This is a genomic window from Pseudomonas sp. MRSN 12121 (assembly GCF_000931465.1).
Classification (GTDB): domain Bacteria; phylum Pseudomonadota; class Gammaproteobacteria; order Pseudomonadales; family Pseudomonadaceae; genus Aquipseudomonas.
Window position 1 is genome coordinate 5025989 of the sequence record NZ_CP010892.1, and the last position, 17056, is coordinate 5043044.

Below are 17056 nucleotides of genomic sequence, written 5' to 3' on the forward strand. Positions count from 1 at the left end.
CCTAAAAAACGCCGCCGCTCAACCCCACCCCTTGCGGTGCCTGCATTTGCTCGACCAAACGACACAAAAAGTGCTTTATGGAACCCGGGCTGTGGATCACGGCCTAAACTGCGCAATCAGACCTACAGGAGTGAGCACGATGAGCCGAATCGAAACCGACAGCCTTGGCCAGGTTGAAGTCCCGGACGAAGCCTACTGGGGCGCCCAGACCCAGCGTTCGCTGATCAACTTTGCCATTGGCAACGAGCGCATGCCGCTGTCGGTCCTGCATGCCCTGGCGTTGATCAAGAAAGCCGCGGCCCGGGTCAACGACCGCAACGGCGACCTGCCCGCCAACATCGCCCGGCTGATCGAACAGGCCGCCGACGAAGTGCTGGACGGCCAGCATGACGACCAGTTCCCGCTAGTGGTCTGGCAGACCGGCAGCGGCACCCAGAGCAACATGAACGTCAACGAAGTGATCGCCGGGCGCGCCAACGAACTGGCCGGCAACCCGCGTGGCGGCAAGACGCCCGTCCACCCCAACGACCATGTGAACCGCTCGCAAAGCTCCAACGACAGTTTCCCCACGGCCATGCACATCGCCGCGGCCCAGGCGGTACAGCAGCAGTTGTTGCCGGCGATCGCCGAGCTGTCCGGCGGCCTGGCCGAACTTTCGGCGCGCCATATGAAGCTGGTGAAAACCGGGCGCACCCACATGATGGACGCCACCCCCATTACCTTCGGCCAGGAGCTGTCGGGCTTCATCGCCCAACTGGACTACGCCGAGCGTGCCATCCGCGCGGCCTTGCCGGCCGTCTGCGAACTGGCCCAGGGCGGCACCGCCGTCGGCACCGGGCTGAACTCGCCCCACGGTTTCGGCGAGGCGATTGCCGCCGAGCTGGCGGCCCTGTCCGGGTTGCCGTTCGTAACCGCGCCGAACAAGTTCGCCGCCCTCGCCGGCCATGAACCCCTGACCACCCTTTCCGGCGCCCTGAAGACCCTGGCGGTATGCCTGATGAAAATCGCCAACGACCTGCGCCTGCTCGGTTCCGGGCCGCGCGCCGGGCTGGCCGAGGTGCGGCTGCCGGCCAACGAGCCGGGCAGCTCGATCATGCCGGGCAAGGTCAACCCGACCCAGTGCGAAGCCCTGTCGATGCTGGCGTGCCAGGTGCTGGGCAACGACGTCGCCATCGGCTTCGCCGCCAGCCAGGGCCATCTGCAACTGAACGTGTTCAAGCCGGTGATCATCCACAACCTGCTGCAATCGGTGCGCCTGCTCGCCGACGGTTGCAGTAACTTCCAGCAGCACTGCATCGCCGGGCTGGAACCCGACCCGGTGCAGATGGCCGACCACCTGGAACGCGGGCTGATGCTGGTGACCGCGCTCAACCCGCATATCGGCTACGACAAGTCGGCCGAGATCGCCAAGAAAGCCTATGCCGAAAACCTCACCCTGCGCGAGGCGGCCCTGGAGCTGGGCTATCTGACGGACGAAGAGTTCGATGCCTGGGTACGCCCGGAAAACATGCTGGAGGCAGGCAAGCAGGGCTGATGGAATACGCTGATTAAACCGATGCTGTCGCGGGCAAGCCTCGCTCCTACACGATAGGGGCTTGCCCGCGATCCAGGACAGCGCACCCTATCGCTGCGGCACTTGCAGCCGGGCCCGCCGAGCCTTGAGCCCGGCCATCAGCGACGGCCCCAATGCGGTCAATGCCGACCCCAGCACCACCAGTACCGCCCCGCCATAACCCAGGACGTTGATCTGCTCGGCCTGCACGTATTCCGGCCACCACCAGGCCGCCAGCGCCACCGCGCCAAAAGTCACCAGGGGCGTGATCGCCAGCGTCGCGCTGACCCGCGAGGCCTCCCAATGCGCCAGGGCTTCGGCGAACGCACCGTAGGCGATCAGCGTATTCAGGCAGCAGGCCAGCAGCAGCCAGCCTTGCAAGGGGCTCAGCGCAAGCGCTTCGAGCGGGTGGGCCCAGGGGGTGAGCAACAGCGCACAGGACAGATAGATCACCATCATCACTTGCAGGGAGTTCCACACCGTCAGCAGTTGCTTCTGGCCCAGGGCATAGAAGGTCCAGACCGCCGACGCGGCGAGCACGGTCAGCACCCCGGCGGTGTAGTGGCTCAGGGAAGTCAGCAATTCGGCCAGGCGCTGGTTGAAGAACAAGCCGAAGCCGATCAGCAGCACCGCCAGGCCAATCCCCTGCCCCAGGCTGAAACGCTCCTTGAACACGAAGAGGCTGGCGATCAACAACAGGATCGGCCCCATCTGCACCACCAACTGCGCGGTCCCGGGGCTCAGCAGATTCAGCCCCATCAGGTACAGCACGTAGTTGCCCACCAGCCCGCAGACCGCCATCAGCACCAGCCAGCCGCCCCGTGGCCCGAGTACGCGCCAGCTGGGCAGACGCTTGACCAGCGCCAGGTAGACCAACAGGCAACCGCCGGATACCAGCAGGCGAAACCAGGTCACGGTCACCGGGTCCATCACCAGCAGCACTTGCTTGAGCTTGATCGGCAGGATGCCCCACAACAGCGCCGTCAGCAGCGCGAGGAACAATCCATAAGCCCAGCGACCGGACGAGATGTGCATGCGAACCCCAAGAGCCAGGAGGAGAGAGCCCGCATTCTAGGCCCCCGGCCCGGAACGCACACAGAGACAGTTGGGGGATTAACGCAAATGGAATTGTGCGGGTCGCAAACAGCATCGCGGGCAAGCCTCGCTCCTACGGGACCGAATGTTCCTGTAGGAGCGAGGCTTGCCCGCGATGGGTTTAGCGCACGGCTTCGAACAGGCCGGTGGCCCCCATGCCGCCGCCCACGCACATGGTGACGATGCCGTAGCGCAGGTTGCGCCGTTGCAGTTCGCGCACCAGATGGCCGACCTGGCGCGAACCGGTCATGCCGAAGGGGTGGCCGATGGAGATCGAACCGCCGTTGACGTTATACCGGGCATTGTCGATTTCCAGCCGGTTGCGGCTGTACAGGCATTGCGACGCGAAGGCCTCGTTGAGTTCCCAGAGATCGATATCGGCCACTTGCAGGCCCTTGGCCTTGAGCAGCTTGGGCACCGAGAACACCGGGCCGATGCCCATTTCGTCCGGCTCGCAGCCGGCCACGGTGAAACCGCGGAAGAACGCCTTGGGCTTGAGCCCCAGGGCCAGGGCGCGCTCCAGGCTCATGACCAGGGTCATGGACGCGCCGTCGGACAGTTGCGAGGAGTTGCCCGCGGTCACCGAACCGTCCTCGGCGAACACCGGCTTGAGGCTGGCGAGGTTCTCCAGGGTGGTGTCCGGGCGGTTGCAATCGTCGCGATCGACCACGCCGTCGAGAATCTGCACCTGGCCGCTGTGCTTATCCTCGACCCGGTACTTCACCGCCATCGACACAATCTCGTCGTCGAACAGCCCCGCCGCCTGGGCCGCCGCGGTACGCTGCTGGCTTTGCAGGGCGTACAGGTCCTGTTCTTCGCGGCTCACGTTGTAGCGCCGGGCGACCACCTCGGCGGTCTGGCCCATGGGGAAGTAGATCCCCGGCACTTGCTCCTTGAGCAGAGGGTTGATCAGGTGGTCGGTGTTGACGCTTTTCATCGTCAGGCTGATGGACTCGACCCCACCGGCGACGATGATGTCGCTGCACCCCGAGGCGATCTGGTTGGCCGCGATGGCGATCGCCTGCAAGCCGGACGAGCAGAAACGGTTGAGGGTCATGCCCGCCGTACCGGTGCCCAGCCGCGAAAGCACCGCGACGTTGCGCCCGATGTTGTAGCCCTGGGCGCCTTCGTTGGAACCTGCGCCGACGATGCAATCCTCGACGCTGGCCGGGTCGATGCCGTTGCGGTCGAGCAGCGCATTGACGCAATGGGCGGCCATGTCGTCCGGACGGGTCTGGTTGAACTTGCCGCGAAAGGACTTGGCCAGGCCGGTCCGCACGCTATCGACGATCACCACTTCACGCATGGCATACCTCATTGTTGGAGTCGGTTGTGAGTGGCTCGAGCATAGATCCAGCCCCTGCCCGACCGCGACGATCATTCACCCGCCGTATGCAAAACCATTGCAGTCATGGCGGGCTATCACCCCCCCTCTGCCATCGGTTCGACCCGCTTATTTCTTGCCCTTGCGCTCTTTCTTGTCGGACTTGTCGAAGGCCGCCTCCAGCGCCCGGTTGAGGGTGCGCAACACCTTGACCCGGGCCCAGCGCTTGTCGTTGGCCTCCACCAGGGTCCAGGCGGCGACCTCGGTGCTGGTGCGGTCGACCATGTCGCCGACAGCGGCGCGGTAGGCATCCCATTTGTCGCGGTTGCGCCAGTCGTCCTCGGTGATCTTGAAGCGCTTGAACGGAATCTCCTCGCGAGCCTGGAAACGCTCCAGCTGGGTTTCTTTGTCGATCGCCAACCAGAACTTGACCACTATCACCCCGGCATCCTCGAGCTGCTCCTCGAAATCGTTGATCTCGCCATAGGCACGCAGCCAGTCCGCCGGGCTGCAAAAGCCCTCGACCCGCTCCACCAGCACCCGGCCATACCAGGAACGGTCGAATATGGTGAACTTGCCCCGCGCCGGGATATGCCGCCAGAACCGCCACAGATAGGGCTGGGCCCGCTCCTCTTCGGTCGGCGCGGCAATCGGCACGATGCTGTACTGGCGCGGGTCCAGGGCCGCGGCCACCCGCCGGATCGCCCCGCCCTTGCCAGCCGCGTCGTTGCCCTCGAACACCGCCACCAGGGCATGCCGGCGCATGCGTTTGTCGCGCAGCAGGCCAGCCAGGCGCGCCTGCTCGGTAATCAACTGTTCTTCGTAGTCGTCCTTGTCCAGGCGCTGGGTCATGTCCAGGCTGTCGAGCAGGGTCAGCCGGTCGACCGGCTCGCCCAGCGGCGCCACATGCGACTCGACTTCGACCGCCGGCCGGTTGAGGGCATTCTGCAGGCCTTCGAGCAGGATCCGGCCTACCGCCAGGCTGCGGTAATGCGGGTCCATGCCCTCGATCACATGCCAGGGCGCGTAGTCGCGGCTGGTGCGGCGCAAGACGCGCTCGCCGTATTTGACGAACTTGTCGTAGGTCTGCGACTGCTGCCAGTCCAGCGGGCTGATGCGCCAGCTGTGCAGCGGGTCGTCCTGCAGCGACTTGAGGCGGGCCTTCATCTGTTTCTTGGACAGATGGAACCAGAACTTGAAGATCAGCGCGCCTTCGTCGCAGAGCATTTTCTCCAGGCGCTCGGCTGCGGCGATGGCCTGGTCGAACCGACCGTCCTTGAACAGGCCATGGACCCGCCCCTGGAGCATCTGGCTGTACCAGTTGCCGAAAAACACCCCCATGCGGCCCTTGGCCGGGAGCATCCGCCAGTAGCGCCAGGCCGCTGGCCGCGCCAGTTCCTCGTCGGTCTGCTGGTCGAAGGTGCGCACTTCGATCAGGCGCGGGTCCATCCATTCGTTGAGCAGCTTCACCGTCTCGCCCTTGCCGGCGCCCTCGATGCCGTTGATCAGCACGATCACCGGGAACAGGGCTTTCTGCTTCAGCTCGAACTGGGCCTCCAGCAAGGCTTCGCGCAGGGCTGGCACTTCGGCGTCATAGGTTTGTTTGTCGATGGCGTGACCGATCTCGGCTGATTCGAACATGAGCGACTCCCTGGCAAGATGGAGCAAGACTAGCGGATCGACACCCGGTTTGTCGGCAGGTAACCGCGATCCCCTTGCCGTGGATCATTACCCCTTGTGACGATCGGCTAGAATGGCCGCCTTACCGCCGCCGAGCCGAACATGACTGCTGAATTGCCCCCTGCCACCGCGCCCCACGCCCAGCTCGACTGGGATGACCAGGGCCGCCCGCGTTCGCGGGTCTTCGACGATGTGTACTTCTCCAGCGAATCGGGCCTGGACGAAACCCGCCATGTGTTTCTCGAACAGAATCGCCTGCGCGAGCGTTTAGCCGCGCTGGCGCCGGGAGCTCGCTTCGTCATCGGCGAGACCGGTTTCGGCACCGGGCTGAACTTTCTCTGCGCCTGGCAGCTGTTCGAGCAACAGGCCGACGCCAGCGCGCGCCTGCACTTCGTCAGCGTGGAAAAATACCCGCTGAGCCCCGCCGACCTGCAACGCGCCCTGGCCCTGTGGCCGGAACTGGCGCCACTGGCCGCGCGCCTGGTGCAGGCCTATGTCGCGGTGCATCAGGGGTTTCAACGCCTGGTGCTGGACGGTGGCCGGGTGACCCTGACCCTGCTGATCGGCGACGCCCGGGAGCAACTGCCGCAACTCGACGCCCAGGTCGATGCCTGGTTCCTCGACGGCTTCGCCCCGGCGAAAAACCCGGAAATGTGGACCGCCGAGCTGTTCGCCGAACTGGCGCGCCTGGCCGCGCCGGGGTCAAGCATCAGCACCTTCACCAGCACCGGCTGGGTCCGCCGCCTGCTCAATGCCGCCGGTTTCAAGATGAAGCGCACCCCCGGCATCGGCCGCAAATGGGAAGTGCTGCGCGGCGAGTTCCTCGGTTGGCCCGAAGACACGCCGGCGCCGGCGGCGAACAAACCCTGGTTCGCCCGGCCGGCGCAACGCGTCCAGGACCGACACGCGCTGGTGATCGGCGCCGGCCTCGCCGGTTGCGCCAGCGCGGCCAGCCTGGCCGCGCGGGGCTGGCGGGTCAGCCTGCTGGAGCGTCACGGGCACTTGGCGCAAGAGGCGTCGGGCAATCCGCAGGGCGTGCTGTACCTGAAGCTCTCGGCCCACGGCACCGCCCTGTCGCAGATGATCCTCAGCGGTTTCGGCTACACCCGGCGCCTGCTCGAGTCGTTGCAGCGGGGCCTCGACTGGGACGACTGCGGCGTGCTGCAACTGGCCTTCAACGCCAAGGAGGCCGAGCGCCAGGCGCAGTTGGCGGCCGCTTTCCCGGCCGACCTGTTGCATCCGCTGGATCGGCCCCGGGCCGAGGCGGTGGCCGGCATCGGCCTGGAACATGGCGGGCTGTTCTATCCGGAGGGTGGCTGGGTGCATCCGCCGGCCCTGTGCCAATGGCAAGCCGCACACCCGCGGATCGAGCTGCTGCCGCATCACGATGTACTGGAACTGCGCCGGGTCGACGGCCAGTGGCAGGCCTGGGACGGCGAGCGATTGCTGGCCAGCGCCGCGGTGGTGATCCTCGCCGGCGCCGCCGAGATCAAGCGTTTCCCGGCCAGCGCCGGGTTGCCGCTCAAGCGTATTCGCGGGCAAATCACCCGCCTGCCGCAGACCGCCCGCAGCCAGAGCCTGGCCACGGTGGTCTGCGCCGAAGGTTATGTCGCGCCCGGGCGGCTGGGCGAACACACCCTGGGCGCCAGTTTCGATTTCACCAGCCTCGACCTGACGCCAACCGCCGCCGAGCATGCGGGCAACCTGGCGCTGCTCGAGGAGATCTCCACGGATCTGCGCGAGCGCCTGGAAGCCGAGCAATTGCAACCCGAGGCCCTGGAAGGCCGCGCGGCCTTCCGCTGCACCAGCCCGGACTACCTGCCGATCGTCGGCCCGCTGGCGGACCAGGCGGCCTTCGCCGAGACCTACGCCGTGCTGGGCAGGGATGCGCGCCAGGTTCCGGACCTGCCCTGCCCCTGGCTGGAGGGCCTGTACGTCAACAGCGGCCATGGCTCGCGCGGGCTGATCACCGCGCCGCTGTCGGGCGAATTGCTGGCTGCCTGGCTGGACCACGAACCGCTGCCCTTGCCGCGCAGCGTGGCTGAAGCCTGTCACCCCAATCGCTTTGCCTTGCGTCGGTTGATTCGCGGCAAGCCCTGAAACCGGACGGCGATGCCAGCGCCCCCGGCATCGCCGCAGCACCCGCCGCAAACGCCCACGGCCCCTGCCGCCGAGGCAAAACTCCAGACATATCAAGGCCTTCACCTCGGCCAGCAGCGCACTCCCTTCCGCCACTTATAACCCATCGGTCTAAAACTCCAGGGTTTCACCTGGGTCAGTTTCCGGGTACCCGGCTGTTTTTGCCCGGTATGGCTTGACCCCTCCCCAACGGAAAAACCGGTAAGGACTTATGTGCGGATTAGCTGGAGAACTACGTTTTGATCACCGACCCGCCGACCTGGCAGCGGTCGAACGAATCACCCACCACCTCGCCCCTCGCGGCCCCGATGCCTGGGGCTTCCATAGCCAGGGTCCGATAGCCCTCGGCCACCGGCGCCTGAAGATCATGGACCTGTCGGACGGCTCGGCCCAGCCGATGATCGACAATCAACTGGGCCTGTCCCTGGCCTTCAATGGCGCGATCTACAACTTCCCCGAGCTGCGCGCCGAACTGGAAAGCCTGGGCTACGCCTTTTATTCCGGCGGCGACACCGAAGTGCTGCTCAAGGGCTACCACGCCTGGGGCGCCGACCTGCTGCCACGGCTCAACGGCATGTTCGCCTTCGCCATCTGGGAGCGCGACGCCCAGCGCCTGTTCCTCGCCCGCGACCGGCTGGGGGTGAAACCGCTGTACCTGTCGCGCACCGGCCAGCGCCTGCGCTTCGCCTCGGCCCTGCCGGCGCTGCTCAAGGGCGGCGATATCAACCCGCTACTCGATCCGGTGGCGCTCAACCACTACCTGAATTTCCATGCCGTGGTGCCGGCGCCGCGCACCCTGCTGGCGGGCATCGAAAAACTGCCGCCGGCGACCTGGATGCGAATCGAGGCCGACGGCCGCAGCGAGCAGCACATCTGGTGGACACTGCCCTACGGCCCTCGCGCCGATGAAACCGGGCTGACCCTGGAGGACTGGCGCGACCGGGTGCTCGAGAGTACCCGCGAGGCGGTGGCGATCCGCCAACGGGCGGCGGTGGATGTCGGCGTGCTGCTGTCCGGCGGGGTCGATTCGAGCCTGCTGGTCGGCCTGCTGCGGGAGGTCGGCGTGGAGCAGCTGTCGACGTTCTCCATCGGCTTCCAGGATGCCGGCGGCGAGCGCGGCGACGAGTTCCAGTATTCGGACCTGATCGCCCGCCACTACGGCACCGACCACCATCAGTTGCGCATCGACGAGCGCGAAATCATCGAACAGCTGCCCGCGGCGTTCCGCGCCATGAGCGAACCCATGGTCAGCCACGACTGCATCGCCTTCTACCTGCTGTCCCGGGAGGTCGCCCGGCACTGCAAGGTGGTGCAGAGCGGCCAGGGCGCCGACGAGCTGTTCGCCGGATACCACTGGTACCCGCAGGTGGACGGCGCCAGCGATCCCTACAGCGCCTACCGCCAGGCGTTCTTCGACCGCAGCTACGACGACTACGCCGCCACCGTGCAGCCGCAGTGGCTAGTGGCCAACGACGCCGCCGGCGATTTCGTGCGCGAGCATTTCGCCCAGCCCGGCGCCGACGCACCGGTGGACAAGGCCCTGCGCCTGGACAGCACGGTGATGCTGGTCGACGACCCGGTCAAGCGAGTGGACAACATGACCATGGCCTGGGGCCTGGAGGCCCGCACACCGTTCCTCGACTACCGGCTGGTGGAGCTGTCGGCCCGCGTGCCCGCCAGGTTCAAGCTGCCCGACGGCGGCAAGCAGGTGCTCAAGGAAGCCGCGCGCCTGGTGATTCCCAGCGAAGTGATCGACCGCAAGAAAGGCTACTTCCCGGTGCCGGGCCTCAAGCACTTGCAGGGCGACACCCTGGACTGGGTGCGCGAACTGCTGCTCGACCCGAGCCAGGATCGCGGCCTCTTCGACCCCGCGATGCTTGACCGCCTGCTGACCGACCCACAAGGCCAACTGACGCCGTTGCGCGGCTCCAAGCTCTGGCAACTGGCCGCGCTGAACCTGTGGCTCAGCGAACAAGGAATCTGACTGATGAAACCCCATGCCACGGCCTACAGCCAACGCTTGCAGCGCGGCCAGGCGCCGTCCTACGAGCGGCTGCAGGCCCGTCTTGCCGAAGACCGCAGCGCCAGCGCCACCGATCCCATCACCGTGCATTGCGGCTGGGGCCGGCTGCTGATCGGCCACACCTTCCCCGACCCGACGAGCCTGGCCGAGGAGCTGCTCAACGAAAACCCCGGCGAACGCGACATCGCCCTATATGTCGCCGCGCCCCAGCAGATTCTCGGACTGGAGCCCACCCAACTGTTCCTCGACCCGTCGGACACCCTGCGCCTGTGGTTCAGCGATTACCGCCAGGCCACCCGGGTGTTTCGCGGTTTCCGCATCCGCCGGGCGCAAAGCACCGCGGACTGGCAGGCCATCAACCAGCTGTACCTGGCGCGCAACATGCTGCCGGTCGACCCGAGCCTGCTGACGCCACGGCATGCCGGCGGCCCGGTGTACTGGCTGGCCGAAGACGAGGACAACGGCGCGGTGATCGGCAGCGTCATGGGCCTGGATCATCGCAAGGCGTTCCACGACCCCGAGCACGGCAGCAGCCTGTGGTGCCTGGCGGTGGACCCGCACTGCACCCGGCCGGGGGTCGGCGAAGTGCTGGTCCGGCACCTGGTCGAACACTTCATGAGCCGCGGCCTGAGCTACCTCGACCTGTCGGTGCTGCACGACAACCGCCAGGCCAAGTGCCTGTACGCCAAGCTGGGTTTCCGTCCCCTGCCCAGCTTCACCATCAAGCGCAAGAACGGCATCAACCAGCCGCTGTTCCTCGGCCCGGGGCCCGAGGCGCCGTTCAACCCCTATGCGCGGATCATCGTCGAGGAGGCCCACCGCCGCGGGATCGACGTGCAAGTCGACGACGCTGCCGCGGGGATGTTCACCCTCAGCCATGGCGGGCGCCGGGTGCGCTGCCGCGAGTCGCTGAGCGACCTGACGAGCGCCATCAGCATGAGCCTGTGCCAGGACAAGAGCCTGACCCACAAGGTGCTGAAAAACGCCGGGCTGAACCTGCCGGCGCAACAACTGGCGGGCAACGCCGACGACAACCTGGCGTTTCTCGACGAGCACGAGCGGGTGGTGGTCAAGCCGCTCGACGGCGAACAGGGCCAGGGCGTGGCGGTGGATCTGCGCACGATCGAGGAGGTGCAACAGGCCATCGACACGGCGCGGAGGTTCGACAGCCGGGTGCTGCTCGAAAGTTTCCACGAAGGGCTGGACCTGCGCATCCTGGTGATCGGCTTCGAGGTGGTCGCGGCGGCCATTCGCCGGCCGGCCGAGGTGATCGGCGACGGCCAGCATTCCATCGGCGAGCTGATCGAAGCGCAAAGCCGGCGCCGCCAGGCCGCCACCGGCGGCGAAAGCAGGATCCCCCTGGACCACGAGACCCAGCGCACCCTGCAAGCCGCCGGCCATGACTACGCAAGCATCCTGGCGGCCGGCGAACGGCTGTTCGTGCGGCGCACCGCCAACCTGCACACCGGCGGCACCCTGGAAGACGTCACCGCCATCCTCCACCCGGAACTGGTGGACGCCGCGATCCGGGCGGCCCGGGCGCTGGACATCCCGATGGTCGGCCTCGACCTGATGGTGCCGGCGGCGGACCAGCCGCAGTACGTGTTCATCGAAGCCAACGAGCGCGCCGGCCTGGCCAACCATGAACCCCAGCCCACGGCGGAGCGCTTCGTCGACCTGTTATTTCCCCATAGCCAGCCGGCGGCCTGAGCGTCATGGGCTGACCGTATCGGCCTCATCGCGGGCGGCGATCCGACTTGCCCGCGATAACGCCCTCACTGGCTCCACTTCACCAGGAGTTTCCATGACCCGATCCCTTCCCGAACCGGACCTCACGTACCTGCAGAAAGTCCTGCTGGAAATGCTCGCCATTCCCAGCCCCACCGGCTTCACCGATACCATCGTGCGGTATGTGGCCGAACGCCTGGAGGAACTGGGCATTCCCTTCGAGATGACCCGCCGCGGGACCATTCGCGCCACCCTCAAGGGCCAGAAGAACAGCCCGGACCGCGCCGTCTCGGCACACCTGGACACCATCGGCGCCAGCGTGCGCGCGGTAAAGGACAACGGCCGCCTGACGCTGGCCCCGGTGGGCTGCTGGTCCAGCCGCTTCGCCGAGGGCAGCCGGGTCAGCCTGTTCACCGACAACGGCGTGTTGCGCGGCAGCGTGTTGCCGTTGATGGCCTCCGGGCATGCCTTCAACACCGCGGTGGACGAGATGCCCATCAGCTGGGATCACATCGAGTTGCGCCTGGACGCCTACTGCACCACACGCGCCGACTGCGAATCCCTGGGGATCGGCATCGGTGATTTCGTGGCGTTCGACCCCTTGCCGGAGTTCACCGAAAGCGGCCATATCAGCGCCCGCCACCTCGACGACAAGGCCGGGGTCGCGGCGCTCCTGGCCGCGCTCAAGGCGGTGGTCGACAGCGGCGAGGCGCTGATGATCGACTGCCATCCGCTGTTCACCATCACCGAGGAAACCGGCACCGGCGCGGCGGCGGCCCTGCCCTGGGACGTCAGCGAATTCGTCGGCATCGACATCGCGCCGGTCGCCGCCGGCCAGCACTCCAGCGAACACGCGGTGAGCGTGGCCATGCAGGATTCCGGCGGGCCCTACGACTATCACCTGTCGCGGCACCTGCTGCGTCTGGCCACGGAACACGAGCTGCCGGTACGCCGCGACCTGTTCCGCTATTACTTCAGCGACGCCCACTCGGCGGTCACCGCCGGCCATGACATCCGCACCGCCCTGCTGGCCTTCGGCTGCGACGCCACCCATGGCTACGAACGCACCCACATCGACAGCCTGGCGGCCCTCAGCCGTCTGCTGGGCGCCTACATGCTCAGTCCGCCGGTGTTCGCCAGCGATGCGCAACCGGCGCAGGGCTCCCTGGACCGCTTCAGCCACCAGCTGGAACACGACGCCCAGATGGAGAGCGACACCCGGGTGCCCTCGGTGGACAGCCTCGTGGGGCAAAAGTCCTAGAGTGAAAAAACCGAGGTGAAAAACCGCGGCCCGGGCAAGGTTTGCCTGGCCGCGCGGGGCCCGGCGCAGTAGGATCCGGGATTGTTTGCCGGAGGCCCCCTATGCTGATTCCCCACGACCAACTGGAAGTCGACACCCTGACCCGCCTGATCGAAGACTTCGTCACCCGCGACGGCACCGACAATGGCGATGACACCCCGCTGCAAACCCGCGTCCTGCGGGTGCGCCAGGCCCTGGCCAAGGGCCAGGCGGTGATCGTCTTCGATCCGGACAGCGAGCAGTGCCAGTTGATGCTCAAGCACGACGTGCCCAAAGAGTTGTTCGACTGAGCCCCGGCCGGGACCTCAACCGTTGGTGAGGCGCGGCCCGAACAGGATGATGCTCGCACCCACCACGCACAGCGCCACCCCCAGCCAGTCGGAGCCCAGGGGCCGCACCCGCTCCACCACCGCCAGCCAGCCGATCGAGGCGATGATGTAAATCCCGCCGTACGCCGCATAGGCGCGGCCGGCATAGGTCGCCTCGATTTTGGTCAGCAACAGGGCGAAGAGCATCAGGCTCGCCAGCGCCGGAACCACCCACCAGGCGCTCTTGCCCTGGCGCAGCCACATCCAGAAGGCATAGCAGCCGGCGATTTCGAACAGCGCGGCGAGGAAAAACCACAGGTAGTTGAGCATGGGAGGTCTCGTCAGGAAGGCCAGATGCCGGCCACCCTAACGATGCCCCGGGCCGGGAGCAAGTTCAGCTGGCGTTCTGGCGGGCCTTGGCGCGCATCTTGTCGGCCATGACGGTCATTTCGTCGTACAGCGCCTGCGGGTTCTTCTGCTTCAGGGCCCAGGCCAGGCGGCCCTGCTCGTGGGGCAGGATCATGAACTCACCGGCGGCGATCCGGGTGTAGATGTAGTCGGCGATGTCCGCCGCACTGATTGGCGAGCTTTCCAGCAACTTGCCGACCTGCGCCTTCATCGCCGGGGTCGGGCCGCGGAACGAATCCAGCAGGTTGGTCTGGAAGAACGACGGGCAGACCACGTGCACCGCGATTTCCGCCTGGGCCAGCTCGACCAGCAGGCTTTCCGACAGCGCCACCACGCCGGCCTTGGCCACGTTGTAGTTGCTCATGGCCGGGCCCTGCATCAGCGCCGCCATCGAGGCGATATTGACGATCCGCCCCTTGCTCTGCTCCAGCAACGGCAGGAACGCCTTGCAGCCCTTGACCACGCCCATCAGGTTGATCGCGATCTGCCAGTCCCAGTCTTCCAGGGACAGCTCGCTGAAGAAGCCGCCGGACGCCACCCCGGCGTTATTGACGATCACGTCGATGCCGCCGAGCTTGACCTCGCAGGCCTGAGCCAGGGCGGTCAGCTGGCTGTAGTCGCGCACGTCGCAGCGTTGCACGAAACCATCGCCGCCCGCTTCGCGCACCAGCCTGAGGGTTTCCTGCAGGCCGGGTTCACTGACATCGGACAAGGCCAACTGCCAGCCCTCGCGCGCCCAGCGCAGAGCGATTTCGCGACCCAGGCCGGATCCGGCGCCAGTGATCATCATGCGATTTTGCATAAGAGTTGCCTTGTTGTTCCGGGGAAGATGGGGCGCAGTGTAGCGAAGGATTTTGTACCCCCCACGCACCATCAGATTGCTGAATGCCCCAGGCAAACCGGGGCCTCGGTGCGACTTCCCGGCACCTTTGGCGCCGCGCTCGCCCGACCTTGCGCCCCGGTTCGCGGGCACCCGGACCGGCAATCCAAAAAGCTGGAAAAAACTTGGAATCATCCTTCAAGGCAGGCAGTCCGAATGTTTAAGCGGTTCGGATCGATACGTCCGGACCTGCCGTCGCCTCTCGATCATCCAATAAGGAAAAACGACATGGGCACAATCCTGATCATTATTCTGATTCTCCTGCTGATCGGTGGTCTTCCGGTGTTCCCGCACTCCAGAAGCTGGGGTTACGGGCCGTCCGGCGTCATCGGCGTGGTACTGGTGGTCCTGCTGGTCCTGCTGTTGCTGGGCCGGATATAGCTGTCGGCGTGTTGTAGCCAGCCCCAAAAAAAAGAGGCCCGAAGGCCTCTTTTTTAATCAGCGCGCGCTGTCAGTCCGGCGTGCCGTGCACCACGCCCGCGGTGTTATCCAGCAGGCTCTTGGTGGCGGTTTGCAGGAAGGCTTCCAGCTTGTGCTTCAGCTCGGCGGTACGCGGAGCGTCCGGCACCACTTCGGCGTGCGGGTTGGCGCCCAGCTCGTACTGGTAGATCTTCGGCGCCATTTCCTTCTCTTTCGGCAGCACCAGGATCTGGTCGGCGGTGACGATGGCGGTGGTCTGCTCGCTGCCCGACGGCTTGATCACACCGAAGCCGGTGTCGCCTTCCGGCAGGTTGAGCAGGTCGCGGCCCCAGCACTGGTGACGCACTTCGCCGCCCAGGCGGCCCATGATGGTCGGCACGATGTCGACCTGGGTGCCCACGGTGTGGTTGCGCTGGCCGAACTTCTCCTGGATGCCCGGGGCGATCATCAGCATCGGCACGTTGAAGCGGCCCAGGTCCATTTCGGTGATCTGGCGCTCGTTGCCGAAACCGTGGTCACCGACGATGACAAACAGGGTTTCCTTGAAGTACGGCTCCTTGCGCGCCTTCTCGAAGAACTGGCCCAGGGCCCAGTCGGCGTAGCGCATGGCGGTCAGGTGTTCGTTCAGGCTGCCACGGTCGGTCACGCGCTCGACCGGCAATGGCGTCGGCAAGGCATACGGGGTGTGGTTGGACAGGGTCTGCAGCAAGGCATAGAACGGCTTGCCGTTTTCCCGCGCCTTCAGCTCTTGCAGGCCACGGTCGAACATGTCCTGGTCGGACACGCCCCAGGTCGGATCGGAGAACACCGGATTGACGAAGTCGTTGCGACCGACAAAGTTGGTCATGCCCTGGTTGCTGAAGAAGCCCGACTGGTTGTCCCAGGCGAAGTCGCCGTTGTAGACGTACACGTCGTCATACTTGCGGGCGCTGAGCACCTGCGGCAGGCCGGACAGCTTGTGGCTGCCTTCCGGGGTCTGCATCAGGTATTCGAAACCCGGCAGGTTGGGGAAGCAGGCCATGGTGGCGAACATGCCCTGGTGGGTATGGGTGCCGTTGGAGAAGAAGCGGTCGAACAGCAGGCCTTCCTTGGACAGCTTGTCCAGGTAGGGGGTGATGTTGCCCGGACCGCCCAGCGCGCCCACCGAGTGGCCGGCCATGCTTTCCATCAGGATCACCACCACGTTCTTGATCGGCAGGGTCTTGTCGGCCGGCGGCGTGTAGTCGCGGCGCACGGCGGCGATGTCGGCGTCCACCAGCTTGTCGTCCGGCACCAGCAGCAGGTCGCGCACCACTTGCTGCGCCTCGGGCTGCGGCAAGGTGGCTTTCCAGATATTGCTGCGATCCTCGCCCATCCGGCTCTTGGCCGCCTCGACCAGCGACAGCGTGCCGTTGAGGCCCAGCTGGTTGGCGAAGTTCGATTCGGTGGTGTAGACATCGCCCCAACGCATCGGCGGACCTTGACGCAAGGTGCCACGTACGGCGACCACGCAGATCAGCAGGCAGACCACGAACACGACGCTACGGGCGTACCACGGCGCGACCTGGCGGGTGCCGATGCTGCCGCCGCTGAACGGGCCGCGTGGCCGGGTCGCGCGGTCGGCGCCCTTGAACGCCAGGCTCAGCAGCCAGGTGCCGACGGCCCAGGCCAACAGGTAGCGCACCACCGGGAAACCGTACCAGAGCATGCTCATCACGGTCTTGGGGTCTTCCTTCACATACTGGAAGACCAGGCCGTTGAGGCGCTGGTGGAACTCGCGGTAGAAGTCCATCTCCATCAGGCCGAGAAACAGCGCGATGCTCGAGACGACGGTCAACCAGAAGCGGAAGAAGCCGCGGGCGGCCATGGCGCGGGCACTGAACAGGGCCAGCAGCAGCGGCACGCAGAAGAAGACCACCAGGCGCAGGTCGAAGCGCAGGCCGTTGGCGAAGGCTTCAAGGAAGGTCGAGGCCGGGGTGTCGAGAATCATCTCGCGGTTGTAGACCAGCAGCGCCAGGCGCAGCAAAGACAGCATGACCATCATGACCAACGCGCAGAGCAGCGTATAAGCCAGGTGCGATTTGACGGTCGGTTGCAGCAGGCGACTCGAGGCTCGCTGCTGACTCAGGGCGTCCGGGTTTGCCATATCGTTTTAGGACCCAATGGAAGTTGAAGTTTTGAAAAATCCAGCTGCGCTCTGCCCCTCTTCTAGCCACTGCA

Annotated in this window: 13 protein-coding genes; 7 read left to right on the forward strand and 6 right to left on the reverse strand. The window is 66.1% G+C overall.

Annotated features, from left to right (window positions below):
* The first annotated feature begins 139 nt into the window (after positions 1-139).
* Positions 140-1534 carry a class II fumarate hydratase gene (locus TO66_RS22680; protein ID WP_044464366.1) on the forward strand — a complete coding sequence of 465 codons (1395 nt, stop codon included), beginning with the start codon at positions 140-142 and terminating at the stop codon, positions 1532-1534.
* 87 nt (positions 1535-1621) lie between these two features.
* Here the strand turns inward: TO66_RS22680 and TO66_RS22685 are convergent, their stop codons facing one another.
* From TO66_RS22685 to pap, 3 genes are all read right to left on the reverse strand, one after another.
* Positions 1622-2587 carry a DMT family transporter gene (locus TO66_RS22685; RefSeq protein WP_044464367.1) on the reverse strand — a complete coding sequence of 322 codons (966 nt, stop codon included), beginning with the start codon at positions 2585-2587 and terminating at the stop codon, positions 1622-1624.
* A 181-nt stretch (positions 2588-2768) separates the two neighbouring features.
* Positions 2769-3953 (reverse strand): thiolase family protein, encoded by a 1185-nt coding sequence (locus TO66_RS22690; protein WP_044464368.1) that lies wholly within the window; start codon positions 3951-3953, stop codon positions 2769-2771.
* Between the two features lie 147 nt (positions 3954-4100).
* Entirely contained in the window at positions 4101-5612 is a 1512-nt protein-coding gene (gene pap, locus TO66_RS22695) for a polyphosphate:AMP phosphotransferase (RefSeq protein WP_044464369.1), read from the reverse strand.
* A gap of 141 nt (positions 5613-5753) precedes the next feature.
* Between pap and mnmC the strand changes: the two genes are divergently transcribed.
* From mnmC to TO66_RS22720, 5 genes are all read left to right on the forward strand, one after another.
* Positions 5754-7751: a bifunctional tRNA (5-methylaminomethyl-2-thiouridine)(34)-methyltransferase MnmD/FAD-dependent 5-carboxymethylaminomethyl-2-thiouridine(34) oxidoreductase MnmC gene (gene mnmC / locus TO66_RS22700; protein WP_044464370.1), complete on the forward strand. Its 1998-nt coding sequence runs from the start codon at positions 5754-5756 to the stop codon at positions 7749-7751.
* 250 nt (positions 7752-8001) lie between these two features.
* Entirely contained in the window at positions 8002-9774 is a 1773-nt protein-coding gene (locus tag TO66_RS22705) for an N-acetylglutaminylglutamine amidotransferase (protein ID WP_044464371.1), read from the forward strand.
* A 3-nt stretch (positions 9775-9777) separates the two neighbouring features.
* Positions 9778-11523, forward strand: a complete 1746-nt coding sequence (gene ngg / locus TO66_RS22710; protein ID WP_044464372.1) for an N-acetylglutaminylglutamine synthetase — start codon at positions 9778-9780, stop codon at positions 11521-11523.
* A 94-nt stretch (positions 11524-11617) separates the two neighbouring features.
* Positions 11618-12802: an osmoprotectant NAGGN system M42 family peptidase gene (locus tag TO66_RS22715; RefSeq protein WP_044464373.1), complete on the forward strand. Its 1185-nt coding sequence runs from the start codon at positions 11618-11620 to the stop codon at positions 12800-12802.
* A gap of 101 nt (positions 12803-12903) precedes the next feature.
* Positions 12904-13131, forward strand: coding sequence for a YheU family protein (locus tag TO66_RS22720; protein WP_044464374.1), 228 nt, complete (start codon positions 12904-12906; stop codon positions 13129-13131).
* Between the two features lie 15 nt (positions 13132-13146).
* Here TO66_RS22720 and TO66_RS22725 read toward each other — a convergent pair whose 3' ends face one another.
* Both TO66_RS22725 and TO66_RS22730 read right to left on the reverse strand, forming a co-directional pair.
* Positions 13147-13479, reverse strand: coding sequence for a YnfA family protein (locus TO66_RS22725; protein WP_044464375.1), 333 nt, complete (start codon positions 13477-13479; stop codon positions 13147-13149).
* Positions 13480-13543: 64 nt separating this feature from the next.
* On the reverse strand, positions 13544-14359 hold the full coding sequence (locus TO66_RS22730; protein WP_044464376.1) for an SDR family oxidoreductase: 816 nt from the start codon (positions 14357-14359) through the stop codon (positions 13544-13546).
* A gap of 306 nt (positions 14360-14665) precedes the next feature.
* Here TO66_RS22730 and TO66_RS32875 point away from each other — a divergent pair, with 306 nt between their 5' ends.
* A complete protein-coding gene (locus tag TO66_RS32875; protein WP_022640148.1) occupies positions 14666-14818 on the forward strand; it encodes a DUF3309 family protein in 153 nt (50 codons plus the stop codon).
* A 70-nt stretch (positions 14819-14888) separates the two neighbouring features.
* On the opposite strand, the gene TO66_RS22740 is transcribed toward TO66_RS32875, so the two are convergent.
* On the reverse strand, positions 14889-16982 hold the full coding sequence (locus TO66_RS22740; protein WP_044464377.1) for an LTA synthase family protein: 2094 nt from the start codon (positions 16980-16982) through the stop codon (positions 14889-14891).
* Positions 16983-17056: the final 74 nt, after the last annotated feature.